The sequence below is a fragment of the Rhizobium sp. T1470 genome (genome assembly GCF_042140505.1).
Taxonomy (GTDB): domain Bacteria; phylum Pseudomonadota; class Alphaproteobacteria; order Rhizobiales; family Rhizobiaceae; genus Rhizobium; species Rhizobium favelukesii.
In genome coordinates this window covers 1,147,850-1,166,797 of record NZ_CP148092.1, presented here as the reverse complement: position 1 = coordinate 1,166,797, position 18,948 = coordinate 1,147,850, and the positions used below count along the sequence as shown (strand labels likewise).

The following is an 18,948-nucleotide window of genomic DNA, read 5'->3' as shown; positions in this document are numbered from 1 at the left end:
AAAACGTCAATGCTTGTCCTCTTCGGCATGTCGTCGCCGGATGCTGCGCACGACGAGCCACATGCCAGCAACGACGATCGGAACCGAAAGGCCGGTCAACGTCTCGGGAGAGACCTCGAAGCCGACATTGTGGGCACCTTTTGCCACATAGCCGAAGAGCCCGACGACATAATAGGAGATTGCCGCCACCGACAGGCCCTCGACCGTCTGCTGCAGACGTAGCTGCAACTGGGCCCGACGATCCATCGAATTCAGCACCGTGGTATTGATACGCTCGAGTTCAACGTCGATCCAGCTTCGCAACAGGGCTGTGGCCCGGGCCAGCTTGCGCGAAAGGTTTGCCTGACGCTCCTCGACCGACTGGCAGGTTCGCATGGCCGGAGCCAGTCGCCGCTCCAGGAAAGAGCCAAGCGTCTCGCTTCCGGGCATCGCAGTTTCTGCAAGCGCGCGAATGCGTTCCTGAACGATGTCATAATAGGCGCGGCTGGCTCCGAACCGATAGAGGCTGAGCGCCGCGTTCGCCTCGAGTTCGGCCGCCAGACGTGTTATCTCCGACAGCATCTGATCCGCCTCCTCGCGAGCGTGAAGCTTCATTCGCTGCGTAATTGCGGTCAGGCCGGACTCGATCTGGCGGATTTCAGGCGAGAGCGATTGAGCAAGCGGCAGGCCCATCATTGCAAGCGTGCGATATGTCTCGATGTCGAGAAGACGCTGGACCAACGCACCCCGCGCGCTGTCCGACATACCGCGATCGATGACCAGAAATTTCGTCAACCCGTCGCCGTCCTGACGGAAATCGGTAAGGATCGTCGCCTGGCCGTTTCTCAGTTCGCTTCGGCACAGGCTGGTCGGATCGAAGACGAATATCTCCTGCGCGGTCTCGGGCGTGTCAGGCCGGATTTCCAGGCGAATCCCTGATATGAAGGGACCTGGCGGCGAAAAGCTGTCACCGAAGGGGTGAACGGCGATCGGCACACCAAACCTGTCTGGAGCCGGGCAATCCCAAAAGTAGGTTGAAAACTCGGTGTGACGTTCCCAGCGCAGCGTACCCTGGCCCCAGCTTATCGCATGATGACTGGTTTCGCGGGCGGGCGGAGCAACGCCGCTGGAACGGGAAAGATCGGCAAGCATCTCGTGGTCGTTGTCACCCGCGCTTTCCGTCAAAAAGGCCAGCTGGAATATGACACGTGGCGCCTGAACGAGAGCATAGGGTCGCGCATGAATTTCCCCCAAGGCACGTAGTCGAAGATCCGCAGGCGGAAAGCCAAAGCTTCCTTGCGTCATGCGTGCATTCCTTTCGGTGGCGGGTTTTCCGGTTATCGATCCCGATGCTGTGAGAGGGCTGGGTTTGGCAGGAAACTGAACATGCTGGATTGGTCGCTTCCTTTCGGCGGCAACCCATTCTAACACCCCTTGCCAACCCGCAAGGAGATTTCGGATATCCATGATGATGTCCCCACATCGGCCCCTCAGCCGACTGCATGCAAGCATCTCGTCATATGCCTGTCCAGCGCGATCCGTTCGCGCGACTGTTTGCCACAGGTCAGCCGAACCATGGCGCAAGCAACGCCTGCTTGGTGAGATGTAGCAAACGAGGATCGCCCGGAAGTCGTTGACGTTCGTGCCGTCGGTCCAGGCTTGAAGATATCCGAAAGAGTGCATTGAAGGCCGTCCAGGCATCGTTTCGATGCAGGGGTTCTGCGCCACCCAGTCGCGCGATGGTCTGCCCATCTGCTTGGATCACTGTCTTGCAGAGCCCGCCGAACCGGATTCAGTTTCGTCGTCGAATTTCGTATCGTGCGTGCCAGCGACAGCGTTGATTGGCGGAAAGTGTTGATTGCTCATGTTGATTAGGATTCGCTTAGAGTGGTACCCTGAGGCGATTCCAGGGGCGAATGCTCAATCAGATTTCAAAGATACAGCGTGCGACGGATTGCCATGAATGAAGACTACCCCAGCAGCACTACCTCTTGTGATGCAAGCGACCGGCATGCTCTTCAAGACGATCGGATGTTCGACGACAATATTCTTACCGGGCGCGGACGAACAGATGGGCAAACTTCTGGGCCAACGGCATTTACCGATTTTTCTTTTATCAAAAATGCGCTGAAGACGCTGTCTCGCGAGATCAGCATGGTGCGAGACAGGAAAGCGGAGTTGGAAATCGCGGCACTCCTAATTGCTCTGGTAAAGCAAGGCGTTCATGACGAAGAGCAACTCATAATCCTTGCGCGTGAGAGGTGGCTAGAAGCCGCGCAACGCGCTTCGGGTGAGACAGCGCGCTGACAAGGCGTCGGCGAAGATCGGAGGGGTTACGAAAGCACCGTGGAAACCGCCCTGGCGATCACTGCCCTTGCTGAGCAAAATCTAACGGCGCCGCCTCACCATCTCGTTGACATCGCCCCTCACAGGCGCTTTGAAGCTTAAAAAAACGCCCGCGGAGTCGGATCTGGGGCTCGCCTTCTCGACGCAAAACTATCGTCGAGCGGTTTATGGCAAGACGGCCGCGGTCTTGAACACTGTCCTCGATCTCAGGGTTCGCAAGGAATTCCCAAATGTGCGAGATGCAGAAACTGGTTGACTGGATCATCGGCAAAGGCTTGTCCTCCGACAGTATCGACGAGATCTTGGAGGGCGTCGCGCAAGCTCTGCTCCGACTGGGATACCCCCTAATCCGAGCCTCAATCGCCATGCCATCTATCGACCCCCTGCAGCGAGGTTTCTCGGTCACATGGTCGCGATCATCAAGCATTTCGGTGGAGATTCAAGGCCATGGCGACGCAGGGGAGGAAATGTTTCGGCGATCGCCGATTTCACACCTCCTGTCGAATAATCTTCTATACGGGCGATGGAAGCTACCTTCGCAAGCAAGCTCCCAACCCATTCCGCTACTGCAAGAACTCGCTCACGATGGAGCAACCGACTATGTGATGAAGCTCATCGCCTTTCCTGAAGGAACTGCCCTCGGTGGTGTCGGATTCTCCTTGGCAGGTGACGGCCCGACCGGCTTCTCGGAGGGACAAATCGCCGATCTGGACAGGTTTTTGCCCGCCCTTGCGCTTGCCTGCTACCGGATTGCAGCACTGCGCGTCGCCACGGATATGCTCGCTGTGTATACCGGCAGCCGTACGAGTGGCCGGATACTCAACGGACAGACGCAGCGTGGCGACGGAACGGCTATCTACGCCGCTATCCTGCTCGCCGACCTCAAGGATTTCACTTCGCTCAACGAACGATATGCGCCCGATCGTATCGTGACATGGTTAAACGAGCATTTCGAGGTCATAGGACAGCCGGTGGAGCAAGCCGGAGGAGAGATTCTGAAGTTCATGGGCGACAGCCTTCTCGCCATTTTTCCGGCGCAGATTGATAATCCGGCCGATGGATGCGAACGAGCACTTTCGGCAGCCAGGATGGCGATGGACGCCAACGACACGCTCAACTGGAAACGCGTCGACGCTGGGGAGCCAGCGATCCCGATCGATATCGTCCTCCATGTCGGCGAAGTGTTTTACGGAAATGTCGGTTGCACTCGACGCTTGGACTTCACAGCGATCGGGAAGGCCGTCAACGAAGCAGCTCGCATGGAGAAGCTGTGCGACAACGTCGGTCGTAATCTACTGGCATCCGCGATGTTTGTATCGCGCGTTCAGGCTGATTTCGAAAAGGTCGGCAGCTTTGCGTTGAAAGGCGTTGCGAAGCCTGCCGAAGTCTATGGATTGCAAAGGTGAACTCCGCCTCGCTTCGCGACCACGCGCTTGCAGGTTTGCTCCTGATCGAGCCCGATACGTGTATCACTCCTGAAGTGACATCTCAGGTCATTTCGAGGCTCGACTTTGCTCCCCTCCGTATGCAAGGGCAACTTCGTAAAAACGAACAGTGCGTCTTGATGGTCCGGATCTGTCACGAGGACGCCAGATTTAGGTCCTTTGTCCAAGCACGCCCGCGTGGTGGGCGAGCCCACAGCCCGCGAAATCGCAAACACCGGAATAAGTGATACGAGCTGCTGGTGCCTCGATGATCAGCGAAAGGCTCCGCCAGCCAATCCGAGAACTACAGTCATATCGTTGATTATGCCAAAACGCGCCTCGATCGCTGCAATTTTCTCAGGTGTGTCGGCATAGGTGGCTTCAATGTCGATAAACAACTGCTCGCACCCACCTGGTGTGACGGTACCAAACATCTGGCCGGGTTGGTTACTGACATTCCGCCAAGTGTGTCGAACATATGGTGGCAGCACGACGACTGTTCCTGGAGGTGCGTCGAATTCCTCGTCACCCCCATTGGAACCGATAGAAGCCACGGATTACCCGAAACGCCTCGGTCTCTCTGGTATGCGTGTGAGGAGCTGGACCATGCCCCGGTGGAGTGAAGGTCTCCCACATCCCGAAAGCGCCTCCAGGGTCGGCGGCGGTCGCATGGATGACGATCTTCGCACCAAAAGGCGTTTTAGAGCATCGCACTTGAATTGAGAATCGAGTGGGGTTTTCACGAGGGTATTGGTGTGATTCACTGCGGTTGGAGGTGAATCACATGGGTAGATCTCATTCTGTTGATCTTCGTCAGCGTGTTGTTTCCATGGTCGCTAGCGGCCAATCACGGCGAGCCGCTGCCCGTCATTTCGCAATCAGCGACAGCAGTGCGATCAAGCTGCTGCAACGCCGGGAGCGGACTGGGCTGATAACCCCCGCGCGTCAAGGAAGGCCACCAGGTGCAGGGAAACTGTCGGCGTTTCGCGATTTCCTGGTCGCACAGGTCGAAGGCAAACCGGATATCACCATGCCAGAGCTTGCCCGTCGCCTTGAGGATGAACATGGATTGGTTATTCCACCATCGTCCGGTTTTTGATAACGCAGGGATACACATATAAAAAAACAGATAATGGCGTCGGAACGCGCTCGCGCTGATATCCGAAAGGATCGTGATGTCTGGATTTCGAAACGCCAACCCCGGATGCGATTTGAACCGCATCGACTTGTTTTCTTGGACGAAACCTCGGTGAACACAAAGATGGTGAGACTGCGTGGGCGCTCCCCGCGCGGCGAGCGTCTCATCACGGATGCGCCCTTTGGCCACTGGGGGACACAGACATTCATTGCAGGCTTGCGCTGTTTCGGTCTTACTGCGCCCTGGATTATTGACAGGCCGATGAACCGGGAAATCTTCGACACCTACATCGAGACCCAGCTTGCGCCGACACTCGAACCAGGCAATGTCGTCATCCTGGATAATCTTCGCGTTCACAAGAGCGATAAAGCCAAAGCCTGCCTCAAGGAAGTTGGTGCGTGGCTCCTGTTTCTGCCGTCTTATTCGCCAGATTTGAACCCGATCGAAATGGCCTTCGCCAAAATTAAGGCCCATCTCCGAGCCGCCGCCGCTCGCACGTTTGACGCACTCTCAAATGCGCTCGGATCCATCTGCAACCTCTTCAACAGCCAAGAATGTCGAAACTATTTTACAGCCGCAGGCTATGGGTTCGATTAAAGGTACGGCGCTCTAGCGATGCGTTCCCTGCCAGGCAAAGAGACGACTGCCTTTTGAAATGTCGACATGGGCCCCTCCTCGTCGGTTGCATCATAAATAACATATCGCTGCCTGGTCGTTAAACACTGCATGAGGCGTATCGCCGCGTAGCTGACCAGACCCGAAGATCATCGCCGTGGAAACCTCGTGCTCTCCCCGCTGCAACCGCTGCCAGGATCCCAGGGGTCCGCCTTATGATCAATTTCACGACCGAGCGCTGGCAGCGGCATCGGTAAGATGCCCGAAGCGCTGCTCCCCAGGCTCACGATAATTGGTCCGCCGCAACACAATCGTGATGGAACAATTCCCGATCGAATGGAATTGAAACACTTTGTGCGACTGCGCTGAAACGAAAGGCTGTGGAAAGTCAACTTGCGACACCATGCCTTATGCGCAGATCGGGTTTCGGATGCCCGCCGCTGTGGTATTGCCCGATCTTACTCGGGAGAGATTCGATGGCCATAATCGATATTCTGACGTCCGTGGCTTTCGCTGCAACCGTGACCGCGTCCATTTCACCGTCTGAGACCAACGCCCCGGTCTTCCGCCCGCTCGGCGTTGCGCAGGATGCCTTGCCGTCAGTGCTCGGGTGCAAACCGATCCATGGCGACCAGCCGGATGCGACAGGCCAATACTCGTGCAACAATCTACCTGGCGGAAATGACCTCTTTGACCAATATGTGCTCGCCTATGTCCGCGGGATGGGAATCTGCAACGTCGTGGCAATCTCCCACTACATCGACGACGATCAGCGCGGCACCACGACACGACAGGTCTACAAGGAAGCGACATCTCTGCTCGCTTCCCAGTTCGGGCCGGCGGACGAGAAGGTCGACCATGTCGCCACGTCCAAGTTCGGAAAGGACGGAATGTTCAGGCAGGCGGTCATTGCACAAGAGCGGCAGGTGTTCGAGCAATGGGACAGCCTGAGTACAAAGTTCCAGAATGCCCAGTCGGCCAGCGTCACCATTTCCGGAAGTGAGGACTGGGGACTGGCGGTCTACAGCATTTTCCGCTTTGCCCACAACGATGTGTGCCTGAGCAATCTCGAGCACCAAACCGGATTGTCTGGCGAAGACGGCGAATGATCGCCGCTAGCTGATGATCGCAGGCAAGAGGCCGCCGTTCGCCCGAGCGGCGGCTGGAAGACGGGAGCGGCAATCAGCTCCAGTCAAGATGTGAACAGTGCCCGCAGGCGAGCGAATAAACCTGGTCGATCCATACCAAGAATACCGCGTACATAGTGGGCAGCTGTCGCGGCGCTGACCGTCGCGCCGAAATGGCAGTAGCAAAGAACGTTATGCAGTTCGCCATCGGTGAGACCGAAGAACCTCTTGCCCTGGCCATAGGTATCATCCTCTAGCCCGGCGGCTCGCAGGATCGGATCCTCGAAGGCGACCGAGATCGGCGAGTTATCGCTACGCAGGAGCGATAGGACTGACGTCGGCTGATGTTCGGTCTGGTAGAGGGTTGCCAGTCGTCGATGCGGACTCATCTCGAGGAGCTCCACCCAGCGCTCGAGACGCTCGCTTCGCGACATGACGCGGTGCGGATATGCCTGGTCGATATCCGCAATATTTTGCAGTTGCTCCAATGTCTGATGTTTCATGGTGGGCTCCATTCGGCTGAAATCTGCGCAGCCCCATTTACGCGTACGCCCTGCATAAATGAGCTAGGGGACGACGAAGCCCAATCAAGATCACGGTGAAAGGATTTATGCGGGCGAAAAGCAAGTTGAACGACAGCCTGCACTCGCATCGCCCTCACCAGCTTGGCGCAAAATGCGGGCTGCTTGCTGCCCCGGCTCAACTCGCAGCTCTCATGACTGCGTCAGCTCAACAAAACCAGACCGCCGTCAGCCTTGCGCAGTCTTGATTTTCAAACGCCGTTTGCCAAACGCGAAGGAGTGCCAAGCCTCTCTCGGAGATCGTCGAAGACGGCAATCGGTCCAAGGCAGCAAGTTCCGAAATATTTTTGCGCTCGGAGAGCAAAGTTTCGCAGGAGCGTACAAAACCGCAATTGCCATCCCTAAAGAGACGGCGCATGTCGACACCCTTTCTGACAATGTCACAGATTGCCTTTCAAGCCGAAGGCAGGAGCACCCTTTCGGGAATCGACCTGACATTGAACAGCGGACGCGTCTGTGGCCTGGTTGGGTAGAACGGCAGCGGCAAGAGTACGCTTCTGAAGATCATGGCCCGACAGATCGCCCCGACCTCGGGCGCCGTCGATCTGAAAGGTGAGGCTCTTGCGCGCTGGGGCGGCAGAGCCTTTGCCCGGCAGGTCGCCTACATGCCGCAATTTACACCTGCAACCGATAGTATGACGGTGCGCGAACTGGTGGCGCTCGGCCGCTTTCCCTGGCATGGCGCGCTTGGCCGGTTCACCAGCGCCGATCAAAAACTGGTCGACGAAGCCATAGAGCGCACCGACCTCCTGCGTTTTGCAGACAGCTCGCTCGCCAATATGTCCGGTGGCGAGCGGCAGCGCACATGGATTGCAATGATGCTAGCCCAGAACGCGCAGTGCCTGCTTCTCGATGAACCAACCTCGGCGCTCGACCTCTTGCACCAGGACGGCGTCCTGACACTGCTGCGCGAACTCAGCCATGAGCGGCGGCTGACGATCGTCGTCGTCCTGCACGATATCAATCTGGCCGCCCGCTACTGCGATGAGATCGTCGCTTTGAAGAATGGCCGTATCTCTGCACACGGCAGGCCGACCGAAATCGTAAGGTCCGACGTGCTGAAATCGGTCTTCGATTTGGAGATGGGCGTCTTTCCGCATCCAGTCAGCAGCGACCCCATCAGCTACATCCTTTAGGGAGAGGTGTCATCATGACCGGGTGACGAGGCCCGCAACCCTTGACAAATGGTCTGTAGGAGAGATTACCGGGGGATGCAGTCTTGACCGAACGGATATCATGAGGCTGCGCAGCCAGGAGGGCATTGAGTCGCTAAAGGACATCACGTTTGCCATCCTTGAGATGAGCTGCAACATCAGTATCATCAAGAAAATTAGCGCACTCATCTGCTTCATCCCCAGCCGGTCAAGGGAGCCAGACGAGTTCAAAACGACGCACGGGCGCATCCGACCGTAGGTAATTCGCCTTACCTCCAGCCGGATGCCTGTTGATCCGGGACGGGCTGGGGATCGGTTCCAAGATCAACCCCCGAAAACTGACGAAAGTATGGGCGTGTGGCTATCGCCGCTTTTGTCGATGTTTCGTCCTTTGTTCCTACTACTTAACGTCGAGTCGTCAAAAGATCATATGATCTCTCAACCAAGGGATGAAAATACCCCTCTCGCTGCGCTCGTTTATGGTCCTCTTGCCGCGGCTCCTGGTGGCCGAGCATCGGTGGTCGGGACTTCGCATCAGTGCGAGCCCGAAACGACGTCCCCGCGCCCGCACGGCCGCGAGTTTACTTTCTGCCGGAACGGTTCTGCACTTGCCTGGGAAGAGGAGCGAAAATCCGGGCTTCTTTTGTCGCCAACGCAACGGGATGAAGAAAGCGGCAAAGCGTGCCCCTCCGGGAACATTTGGACGTCGCACAAGTTCACCCGACATCATTCCGGAATTGAGGAGGACGGTCATGAAACCGTCGACATCTGAAGGCGGACGCCAGTCCGCCAGCGCACTCAGAAAGGAAACGCGTAAGGAGGAGCGGAAGGTCGAGGCGAAGAAGGGCTCCCAGCTTTCCAAGGGAGCCGAGAGGGTGGAAGAGCGTTCGCGCTCCAGCGACGGCAAAAGTGCGGGCCAAAAGCAACGTTAAGCGCTGCGTGCACGCCGTTGCCGGCAGCACTTTAACGAGGTGTTGCGATGCCAGAGAAGCGACGACCGGAGGAAGCGAGCTCTACATGCTCTTGCTTGAGCCGACCGTTTGGAGAGACCACGGTCGTGTGTGCGGGCGGACTGCGAAGGCCAGAGCCGATTAGGATCACCGAGACAAGCGCAAGCTGCCGCGCATTTCCAGCACCACAAAAAGACTGCAAACGGCTATCGACCGACGCGAAATTGTGGAAATTCCCACCCAGTGGAGCAGTATAACGCTGCAACAAGGTGACAGAAGCCTGCTGTGGTGCGTAGGGTTCCCACGTTAAGAAGGGGAACTTACTATGACCACCACCAACGAAATTGCGGATAAGATTGCCGGTGAACACAGCCTGACCAAGGCGCAGGGCAAGGCCATTGTCGAGGCCGTTTTTGCAGCGATCACCGGTGCGGCAACTTCCGGTGCCGAAACCTCTATTCCGGGCTTCGGCAAGTTCAAAGTCAAGGACACACCGGAGCGTGAAGCCCGCAACCCGGCAACCGGCGCGACCATAAAGATTGCTCCTGCGAAAAAGGTGACCTTCACGCCCGCCAAAGCGCTGAAGGATGCGCTGAACAAGTAGTCCACCGTAGCGCTGCCAGAATGAGTTAGGAGCGCGACGAAGGACGTAACGACGCGGCTGCCTGCCGAATGTCTCACCAACGAGGATGTCACACTTTCTTCATTAGGCACGCCTAATTCTATGGCTGGAGTCTCCGGCTCCGGTCCCCTGTCGGGATCTTCTAGTTGGCCCGCTTCGGCGGGCCTTTTTTCCGATCGTGACGGCCAATCGAGTGTGTTGGTCAGGCCGCCCCGGCCAGGTCGCCGATGGGCAGAAGTGCCGGATCACGAGGTGGATCATTTTCATTGGGATTTTTTGTATCGGAAGGATCCTCGGCCGGCCTCAGAGGCGGCTTGTCCTTGATTCGATCAGGAACGCCTGGCGCGGACGTCGGGTTTTCTTCGGGAGTGGGAACTGTCGTAGGCGTTGGAATTCTCCTTTGCCCTTCGAAACGATACCCATGTGGGGTGGTTCCAGCAATCGACGGCTGGCTTAGAAAATTGACCCCGCTGGCCTTGCTGGCATCGTTTGTGCTCAGAGATCAGGACAGGGATGGCAAAAACAACGGTCACCATCTTGCAGAAACGCAGCCACAAGCTCAATCCCCTATGAAAAAGCCCGCTTCTGCGGCCCCGTCCGTGTACTATCAGGCCTTCCGCCTCAGCGGCACACACGGCGGATTTCGTTCCACCGGCGCCAATTGGCAAATCAATCGTCGTCCAGGTCGGCCCGCCCGTGTCGCCCCGCTCGTCACGCAAGCCTTCCACACTTTGGAAGTGGAGTACTCATGCCGCCGACGGTCTCAGACCGATTGCTCGATGAATCGCCTGCCGGAGTTGCTCCTGGGTAAATGGTTTCGTCAGCCGCACCAACTCGGCAAGGCCCTGTTCATCGGGAAGCTCTGCATATCCCGATGCAAGCACGACCGGAAGTTGCGGGAATGAAGAAAAAATCATGCGGGCAAGCTCTGCACCGGTCATGCCCGGCATCGAATGATCGGTTATGACGATATCAAAGTGCTGGCCTTGCGCGAGCAATTCCAACGCCTGGGAGGCGGACGTTACATCGACCGCGACGTGGCCGAGATCTTCGATCATCGCCACCGTACCCATGCTCACCAACGGGTCGTCATCGACGACGAGCACGGAAAGATCGCCACCCGCCCGGAGGTCGGCGTCGGCTGCGACTTCCAGGTCGGCCTGTGCCGTTGTGTCCGCGCGGTCGGCAACCGGCAACCAGAGAGATACCGACGTGCCAGTCCCCTGTTTGCTTGTCAATGCGAAGGCACCCCCCGATTGGGCCGTCAGTCCCTGCACCATCGACAGTCCCAATCCGGTCCCTTTGCCAGGGCCTTTGGTCGTGAAGAACGGTTCGGTGGCACGCGCCGCTGTGGTTTCATCCATTCCCGCGCCGTCATCGGACACGCATATGCGTACATACCGTCCAGGACCAATGGACGTTGGCAAACCGACCTGATCGGCGTCGACGACCAGAGTGATTGTGCCTGCACCATCCATTGCATCGCGTGCGTTCATAAACAGATTGAGCAAGGCAAGCTCGAGCTGATTGCTGTCCACGAGGAGATTGGGAATGTCTTGTGCGAGATCGAGCTTCACGTCGACGCCCGGCCCGACTGCCTTCTTCAGAAGATCCTCGATGCTATCGAACAACCGCAGAAAATCGACGGTGGTCGGCTTCAGCTCCTGCCGTCGCGCGAATGCCAGCAGTCGCTGCGTCAAGGCGGCGCCGCGCTCGGCTGCCTGAATTGCATTGTTTACCAGTCGCTGTTCGCGAGCGTCTTCTGGCAGCCACTTCTTCAACAGGCCGAGGCTTCCGAGGATCGCCATCAGAAGATTGTTGAAGTCGTGCGCCACCCCCCCGGTAAGCTGCCCAATGGTATCCAGTTTCTGGGCTTCGAACAATTGCGCGAGCGCCTCCTCGCGCTCACGTGTTCTTTGCTCGATACGGTGCTCGAGCTCCTCATTCAACTGACGCAGTTGTGTGGAGGAAGCCTCCAGTTCGGCTGTGCGTTGACGCACTCTGTTCTCGAGGTCTGCATTCAGCCGTTCAAGCTCTCTTGTTTTGCGATAGAGCTCCGTAAAGACGCGAACCTTTGCCCGCAAAACTTCCGGGACGATGGGAACCGACACATAGTCGACTGCGCCGGCTGCGTATCCACGTAGCCAGTCAGGCTCAGCCATCATGACGGCCGATACGAAGATAATGGCAGTACTCTGGTAACGTGGGTGCTCCCGGATCAGGCTGACGAGTTCAAAGCCGTCCTGCTCGGGCATGCAGACATCGACGAGAATTACGGCAATGTCGGTGCGCAGCAGGTGTTCTAACGCCTCCCGCGCGGACTGCGCCTTTATGAGATTTTCGCTGAGGTCTTGGAGGATGACCTCGTAGCTCATAAGCTTCGACGGCTGGTCGTCCACGAGGAGAATGTTGACTGTATCCACGACGATCTCCCTAGCGATGCAGCCACATGCGCAGTGCCGAAAGCAGTTGCTCGGTATTGACTGGTTTTGCCAGGTAGTCGGAAGCGCCCGCTTCGAGGCACTTTTCACGGTCCCCCTTCATTGCCTTGGCTGTCAGTGCCAGAATCGGCAGGCGCCGGAAGCGCGGCTGGGAGCGAATGACTTCCATCGTCTCATAGCCATCCATGCCAGGCATCATGATGTCCATCAGGACAATCGCGACGGCGGGCGCGTTGTTCAACACATCGATCGCCTCGCTGCCCGTTGTGGCGGTCAGGACCTTCATGCCACGCCGCTCGAGCACACTGCTGAGCGCGAAGATGTTGCGCGCATCATCATCGACGAGCAGTACCGTTTCGCCGACAAGATCCTCGTCCGAGCTGTGGAGGGCCTCGAGCATCACTTGCTTTGCTTCGGGCAGGTCGGCGACGACGCGATGGAGAAAAATCGCGGTCTCGTCCAGCAGTCGCTCGGGCGATTCAACACCTTTGACGACGACACTGCGGGCCATACCGTGCAGGCGGCTGTCTTCCTCCGGAGAAAGCTCGCGGCCGGTAAAGACAACGACCGGCACCTCGCGGATGGCGATGTCATCCCCCATTTTCTCCAGGACTTGGAAGCCCGTCATATCAGGCAATGTGAGATCTAGGACAACGCAGTCGGCCGGGTCGCGTCGAAGCGCGGCCAAAGCTTCGGCGCCAGATGCCACGCATTCTATATCGATATCATCATGGCCAAGCAGCGCCGCCACACTCGCGCGCTCCGCCTCGTTATCCTCCACGAGAAGCAGTCGCTTGCGGCGAGGCTTGGCATAGTCCTTGAGGCGTGACAAAGCGCCATCCAGGCCTTCGGGTGTCGTCGGCTTGCTGAGGCATGCAAATGCTCCCCGCGTCAATCCGTGTTGCCGATCCTCGTCGAGACTGATGATCTGAACAGGAATATGGCGCGTTGCGACGTTCTGCTTGAGTTGGCTGAGCACGCTCCAGCCAAGCATGTCGGGCAGGAAAATGTCGAGCGAGATCGCCGTCGGCTTGTAGTCCTTGGCCAGTGTCAGTGCTTCACTGCCGCGCAACGCGACGATGACCTTGAAACCATTGTCATGCGCCAAATCCATCAGGATCCGCGCGTAATGAGTGTCGTCTTCCACGATGAGAAGCACCGTGTCGTCGGCTGTTATTTCCTCGCGGTCGTCCTCCATTCGCTCCAGCGGCCTGTCGGCGCGCCGGCTTGCGGCAATCTCGGCGAGTTGTACCACATTCGTCCGATCAGGCGCGATCCGAGCGGCAGCGCTGCCGGCACCGGCATAGGTGAGCGGAAGAAGAAGAGTGAACGTGCTGCCTGCGCCCGGAGAACTGCGAAGCTGGATCTCGCCCCCAAGCAGGTTTGCGAGCTCGCGGCTGATGGCGAGCCCCAGCCCCGTGCCGCCATACTTGCGACTGGTCGATGCATCCGCCTGCTGGAATGCTTCGAAAATGATGCGCTGCTTTTCCGCGGGAATGCCGATGCCTGTATCGATGACCTCGAAAGCAATGACGCAAGGCGCCGACTGCAGCGAAGGATGATCCACCGACGCGCCGTTCGTTACCGTCGATACACGCAGGGTCACCCCGCCCTCGGCGGTGAACTTGAAAGCGTTCGACAAGAGGTTCTTCAAGATCTGCTGCAGGCGCTTGGAATCCGTCATGATGCTGTTCGTGACATCCGCGGCGATTTCCACGGAAAATGCGAGGCCACGATCCTCCGCCTCGTGTCTGAACGGTCGCGCCATCACCTCAAACAGATTGCTGAGCGAGATTTCCTCCGCGTCGACAGAAACGGTACCGGATTCGATCTTTGACAGATCAAGTATATCGCTGATCAGGTTCAAGAGGTCCGTGCCTGCTCCGTGGATGGTCTTTGCGAACTCCACCTGCTTTGCCGAAAGATTGCCTTCGGGGTTTTCGCCGAGCTGCTGGCCGAGAATGAGGATCGAATTGAGCGGCGTGCGCAATTCGTGCGACATATTGGCGAGAAATTCCGACTTGTACTTCGATGTCAGGGCGAGTTCCGTCGCCTTCTCTTCCAGAGCACGGCGGGCCTGCTCGATTTCCTGGTTCTTGGCCTCGACCTCGAAGTTTCGCTCCTCGAGCTGTTGGGCCTTCTGTCCCAACTGCTCGTTGGTCTGCTGCAATTCACGCTGCTGCGTTTGAAGTTCGGTTGCAAGCTGCTGGGACTGCTTGAGCAGGCCCTCCGTTTGCATGGTCGCCTCGATGGAGTTGAGGACGATCCCGATCGACATGGTCAATTGGTCGAGAAACGACAGCTGCAGTTCGGTGAATTGGCCGGCCGAAGCAAGCTCGATCACCGCCTTCACCTGACCTTCGAAGTGAACCGGAAGGACGACTGCGCTGCGTGGCAGAGTAGAGAAAACGCCCGAACTGATCGGCACCACGTTGCCCGGTAGATCGGTGATCACGATCGCCTTCGCGTCGCTGGCGCACTGTCCGACAAGCCCCTGACCAAACTCGAGGCGCACCGGATGAGACGTCTCCGTTCCCTGGGCATAAACCGACAGAAGCGACAGGAGCGGGCGGTCGGCGTCCGACTCGACCTGATAGATGACGCCCTGCTGTGCGCCAACCAGCGGCGCCAGCTCCGAGAGCAGCATCTTTCCAACCAGCGTCAGGTCGCGCTGCCCCTGTAGCATGTTGGTGAACCGCGCAAGGTTGGTCTTCAGCCAATCCTGCTCGGTGTTGCGCTCCGTCGTCAAACGCAGGTTGTCAATCATGGTGTTGATGTTGTCTTTGAGCTCGGCAACCTCGCCACGCGCCTCAACCTGGATCGAGCGCGTGAGATCGCCCTTGGTGACAGCCGTTGCCACCTCCGCGATCGCGCGCACCTGTGTTGTCAGGTTGGCGGCAAGCAGGTTTACGTTGCCCGTCAGATCCTTCCAGGTGCCTGCCGTGCCAGGGACGTTGGCCTGACCACCGAGCCGGCCCTCGACACCCACCTCACGGGCAACGCTCGTGACCTGGTCGGCGAAGGTTGCCAATGTATTCGTCATGTTGTTGATGGTCTCGGCAAGGGCTGCGACCTCGCCCTTCGAGGCGACCGTCAGATTCTGCTTGAGGTCGCCGTTTGCAACGGCCGTGACCACCTTGACGATACCACGCACTTGTTCTGTGAGGTTGGCAGCCATGACGTTGACGGTGTCAGTCAGGTCCTTCCAGGTGCCCGCCACGCCGGGAACCTGTGCCTGTCCGCCAAGTTTACCCTCCGTTCCCACCTCACGCGCGACACGTGTCACCTCGCCCGCAAAGGCGTTCAGTTGGTCCACCATCGTATTGATGGTGTTCTTTAGCTCCAGGATCTCGCCCTTGACGTCGACGGTGATCTTGCGCGACAGGTCACCGCGAGCAACCGCCGTTGTCACTTCGGCGATATTGCGCACCTGGGTGGTGAGATTGGCGGCAAGAAGGTTGACGTTATCGGTCAAATCCTTCCAGGTTCCCGCGACACCCGGGACAACCGCCTGACCGCCGAGGCGACCGTCCGTGCCGACCTCACGGGCGACACGCGTCACCTCGCCGGCAAAGGATCGCAGTTGATCCACCATTGTGTTCAGCGTGTCCTTCAGGAGAAGAATCTCGCCACGCACGTCCACGGTGATCTTGCGTGACAAATCACCATTGGCGATCGCAGTCGCCACCTCGGCGATGTTGCGGACCTGCGCCGTCAGGTTGCCGGCCATGGAGTTGACACTGTCGGTCAGGTCCTTCCAGGTGCCCGCCACGCCGGGAACCTGTGCCTGTCCGCCAAGCTTGCCCTCCGTACCGACCTCGCGTGCGACACGTGTCACCTCGCCCGCAAAGGCGTTCAACTGATCGACCATCGTGTTGATCGTATTCTTGAGCTCCAGAATCTCGCCCTTGACGTCGACAGTGATCTTGCGCGACAGGTCACCGCGGGCCACCGCTGTCGTCACTTCGGCGATATTGCGCACCTGTCCGGTAAGATTCGAAGCCATGGAGTTGACATTTTCGGTCAGATCCTTCCAGGTCCCGGCAACGCCCGGCACCTGTGCCTGCCCCCCGAGCTTGCCTTCCGTGCCCACTTCACGGGCAACGCGGGTTACTTCCGAGGCGAACCGGTTCAATTGATCGACCATCGTGTTGAGGGTTTCCTTGAGCTCAAGGATTTCGCCGGACACCGATACCGTGATCTTCTTCGACAGATCGCCGTTGGCAATCGCGGTCGAGACTTCGGCGATGTTTCGCACCTGAGCGGTCAGATTACCTGCCATCGAGTTGACGCTGTCGGTCAGGTCCTTCCATGTGCCCGCCACGCCAAGGACGTTTGCTTGCCCGCCCAGTCTGCCTTCGGTTCCAACCTCACGGGCCACACGCGTCACTTCGCCGGCAAATCCGTTCAGCTGATCGACCATGGTATTGATTGTTTCCTTGAGCCTCAGGATTTCACCGGAAACGGGTACGGTAATTTTCTTAGAAAGGTCGCCCTGAGCGACGGCTGTGGCGACCTCCGCGATATTGCGAACCTGGCCCGTGAGGTTGGATGCCATGGAGTTAACCGAGTCTGTCAGGTCCTTCCATGTCCCGGCAACGCCGCGCACGTTGGCCTGCCCGCCCAATCGGCCTTCGGTTCCAACTTCTCTTGCAACGCGCGTCACCTCCGAGGCGAAGGCATTCAGCTGATCGACCATCGTGTTGATGGTTTCCTTCAGCTCCAGGATTTCGCCTTTCACGTCGACGGTGATTTTCTTGGACAGGTCGCCATTGGCAATCGCGGTGGAGACCTCGGCGATGTTGCGAACCTGAGCCGTGAGATTTCCAGCCATTGAGTTGACGTTCTCGGTCAGGTCCTTCCATGTACCGGCCACACCGCGGACGTTGGCCTGCCCGCCAAGGCGGCCCTCGGTGCCGACCTCTCTTGCCACGCGCGTCACTTCCGAGGCGAAGGCGTTGAGCTGGTCGACCATCGTATTGATAGTTTCTTTCAGCTCAAGAATTTCGCCCGAAACGGTCACTGTGATTTTTTTCGAAAGGTCGCCGTTGGCGATCGCGGTCGAAACGTCGGCAATATTTCTGACCTGCGCGGTCAAGTTGGAGGCCATCGAATTGACGTTATCGGTCAGGTCCTTCCAAGTGCCGGCAACGCCTGGCACCTGGGCCTGTCCGCCAAGTCGTCCTTCGGTCCCAACCTCACGCGCCACACGTGTCACTTCACCCGCGAAGCCGTTTAGCTGGTCCACCATGGTATTGATGGTTTCCTTCAATTCAAGGATTTCGCCCGAGACGTCGACGGTGATCTTGCGCGACAGGTCGCCGCGCGCAACGGCCGTGGTCACCTGGGCGATGTTGCGGACCTGAGCGGTGAGATTGCCACACATCGCATTGACCGAGTCCGTCAGATCCTTCCAGGTCCCGGCAACACCTGGCACCAGCGCCTGACCGCCAAGCTTACCTTCGGTCCCGACCTCACGGGCGACGCGCGTGACTTCGGATGCGAAGGATCGCAGCTGATCGACCATGGTGTTGATTGCCTCTTTCAGTTGAAGAATCTCGCCGCGCACATCAACGGTGATCTTTTTGGACAGGTCTCCGTTGGCGACCGCGATCGTCACGTCAGCGATGTTTCGCACCTGTGCCGTGAGGTTGGACGCCATAGAATTGACGCTTTCGGTCAGATCCTTCCAGACGCCAGTCACCTCGGGCACCTGCGCCTGTCCACCAAGCTTGCCGTCAGTGCCAACTTCTCTGGCAACGCGGGTCACTTCCGAGGTAAAGAGGTTCAGTTGCTTGATCATGGTGTTGACGATGTCGGCCGAACGCAGAAACTCGCCTTTGAGAGGCCGTCCTTCGACATCGAGCGGCACCGTCTGCAGCAGGTCTCCCTTTGCCACAGCCGTGATCGTGCGCGTAACGGCGGTTGTTGGCCAAAGCAGATCGTCGATCAACTGGTTGATCGAGCCTTCCATTTCAGACCAGGAGCCATCCGAAAGGCCTAGACGCACCCGCGTGCTCGTCCGTCCGTCACGTCCGACCACCTCGCCCACATGGTCAAGCTGTTGGGCCATGCGTTGGTTGGAAGCGATAATGTCGTTCAAGGCATCGGCGATCTTGCCGGTCATGTTGGTCAGATCCGTGCGCATCCGGACCGAGAAGTCCCCCCGTCGCACCGCCACTAAGACGTCGAGAAGCGCGCTGGCTTCTTCCGCCGACATCCCCCTTGCCTCCCGCCTGGTGGCTGCTTCCGTCCTGCTTATGGCGCTGGAACTGCTCACGATATCCCTCCCTTAAATCAGCGCTAAACTAGAGCGCTGGCAGGCAATATCTATAGGTTGCCGATCAACCTGCCCCTCGCGAATTCGGCGTAGCGGGTCATACGCTTTCCATGGTAAGCCATCGGACGAACGGAAGAACCGCACTACTTCGGGCGGGGTGACCGCCGGCCAGCGGCGCTCACGGCTTTCTTGATCCTGTCGGTCTGTTGGTCAACGATCGATGACAGATGAGGAAACGGATTTGGTCTCGCAAGTGTACTTCGCAGATCCGACCCATCTCGGCCGCATTCG

Annotated in this window: 10 protein-coding genes and 3 pseudogenes; 7 read left to right on the top strand and 6 right to left on the bottom strand. The window is 58.3% G+C overall.

Features of this window, described 5'->3' with window-relative positions; all coding sequences use genetic code 11:
* Positions 1–6: 6 nt before the first annotated feature.
* Positions 7–1,284 carry a DUF3422 family protein gene (locus tag WGT02_RS26780; protein ID WP_024316761.1) on the bottom strand — a complete coding sequence of 426 codons (1,278 nt, stop codon included), beginning with the start codon at positions 1,282–1,284 and terminating at the stop codon, positions 7–9.
* A gap of 654 nt (positions 1,285–1,938) precedes the next feature.
* Between WGT02_RS26780 and WGT02_RS26775 the strand changes: the two genes are divergently transcribed.
* The gene (locus WGT02_RS26775; protein ID WP_024316760.1) at positions 1,939–2,286 is read left to right on the top strand and encodes a hypothetical protein; all 348 of its coding nucleotides are present in this window, start codon (positions 1,939–1,941) and stop codon (positions 2,284–2,286) included.
* 644 nt (positions 2,287–2,930) lie between these two features.
* The gene (locus WGT02_RS26770; protein WP_225040198.1) at positions 2,931–3,731 is read left to right on the top strand and encodes an adenylate/guanylate cyclase domain-containing protein; all 801 of its coding nucleotides are present in this window, start codon (positions 2,931–2,933) and stop codon (positions 3,729–3,731) included.
* 290 nt (positions 3,732–4,021) lie between these two features.
* On the opposite strand, the pseudogene WGT02_RS26765 reads toward WGT02_RS26770, so the two are convergent.
* Positions 4,022–4,469, bottom strand: a pseudogene (locus WGT02_RS26765) (cupin domain-containing protein).
* Positions 4,470–4,533: 64 nt separating this feature from the next.
* Between WGT02_RS26765 and WGT02_RS26760 the strand changes: the two are divergent.
* Together WGT02_RS26760 and WGT02_RS26755 are read left to right on the top strand one after the other, a co-directional pair.
* Positions 4,534–5,484: pseudogene (locus tag WGT02_RS26760) on the top strand (IS630 family transposase).
* 494 nt (positions 5,485–5,978) lie between these two features.
* Entirely contained in the window at positions 5,979–6,611 is a 633-nt protein-coding gene (locus WGT02_RS26755) for a hypothetical protein (protein ID WP_024316758.1), read from the top strand.
* A gap of 83 nt (positions 6,612–6,694) precedes the next feature.
* Here the strand turns inward: WGT02_RS26755 and WGT02_RS26750 are convergent, their stop codons facing one another.
* Complete coding sequence (locus WGT02_RS26750) at positions 6,695–7,132, bottom strand: hypothetical protein (RefSeq protein ID WP_208247499.1); 438 nt, start codon at positions 7,130–7,132, stop codon at positions 6,695–6,697.
* A 434-nt stretch (positions 7,133–7,566) separates the two neighbouring features.
* Here WGT02_RS26750 and WGT02_RS26745 point away from each other — a divergent pair.
* The 3 genes and pseudogenes from WGT02_RS26745 (at position 7,567) to WGT02_RS26735 (ending at position 9,918) form a co-directional block, all read left to right on the top strand.
* Positions 7,567–8,346 (top strand): annotated as a pseudogene (locus WGT02_RS26745) (ABC transporter ATP-binding protein).
* A gap of 770 nt (positions 8,347–9,116) precedes the next feature.
* A complete protein-coding gene (locus tag WGT02_RS26740) occupies positions 9,117–9,296 on the top strand; it encodes a hypothetical protein (protein WP_024316756.1) in 180 nt (59 codons plus the stop codon).
* 343 nt (positions 9,297–9,639) lie between these two features.
* Positions 9,640–9,918: an HU family DNA-binding protein gene (locus WGT02_RS26735; RefSeq protein ID WP_024316755.1), complete on the top strand. Its 279-nt coding sequence runs from the start codon at positions 9,640–9,642 to the stop codon at positions 9,916–9,918.
* Positions 9,919–10,138: 220 nt separating this feature from the next.
* Here the strand turns inward: WGT02_RS26735 and WGT02_RS26730 are convergent, their stop codons facing one another.
* From WGT02_RS26730 to WGT02_RS26720, 3 genes are all read right to left on the bottom strand, one after another.
* Positions 10,139–10,330, bottom strand: coding sequence for a hypothetical protein (locus WGT02_RS26730; protein ID WP_082321390.1), 192 nt, complete (start codon positions 10,328–10,330; stop codon positions 10,139–10,141).
* 352 nt (positions 10,331–10,682) lie between these two features.
* Positions 10,683–12,359 (bottom strand): response regulator, encoded by a 1,677-nt coding sequence (locus WGT02_RS26725; RefSeq protein ID WP_208247497.1) that lies wholly within the window; start codon positions 12,357–12,359, stop codon positions 10,683–10,685.
* A 10-nt stretch (positions 12,360–12,369) separates the two neighbouring features.
* Entirely contained in the window at positions 12,370–18,597 is a 6,228-nt protein-coding gene (locus WGT02_RS26720; RefSeq protein ID WP_339151233.1) for a HAMP domain-containing protein, read from the bottom strand.
* Positions 18,598–18,948: the final 351 nt, after the last annotated feature.

Bases quoted from the DNA above. Each gene is read 5' to 3' on its own strand.
- WGT02_RS26780 (WP_024316761.1), bottom strand. From the start codon at position 1,284: ATGACGCAAGGAAGCTTTGGCTTTCCGCCTGCGGATCTTCGACTACGT.
- WGT02_RS26775 (WP_024316760.1), top strand. From the start codon at position 1,939: ATGAATGAAGACTACCCCAGCAGCACTACCTCTTGTGATGCAAGCGAC.
- WGT02_RS26770 (WP_225040198.1), top strand. From the start codon at position 2,931: ATGAAGCTCATCGCCTTTCCTGAAGGAACTGCCCTCGGTGGTGTCGGA.
- WGT02_RS26755 (WP_024316758.1), top strand. From the start codon at position 5,979: ATGGCCATAATCGATATTCTGACGTCCGTGGCTTTCGCTGCAACCGTG.
- WGT02_RS26750 (WP_208247499.1), bottom strand. From the start codon at position 7,132: ATGAAACATCAGACATTGGAGCAACTGCAAAATATTGCGGATATCGAC.
- WGT02_RS26740 (WP_024316756.1), top strand. From the start codon at position 9,117: ATGAAACCGTCGACATCTGAAGGCGGACGCCAGTCCGCCAGCGCACTC.
- WGT02_RS26735 (WP_024316755.1), top strand. From the start codon at position 9,640: ATGACCACCACCAACGAAATTGCGGATAAGATTGCCGGTGAACACAGC.
- WGT02_RS26720 (WP_339151233.1), bottom strand. From the start codon at position 18,597: ATGTCGGCGGAAGAAGCCAGCGCGCTTCTCGACGTCTTAGTGGCGGTG.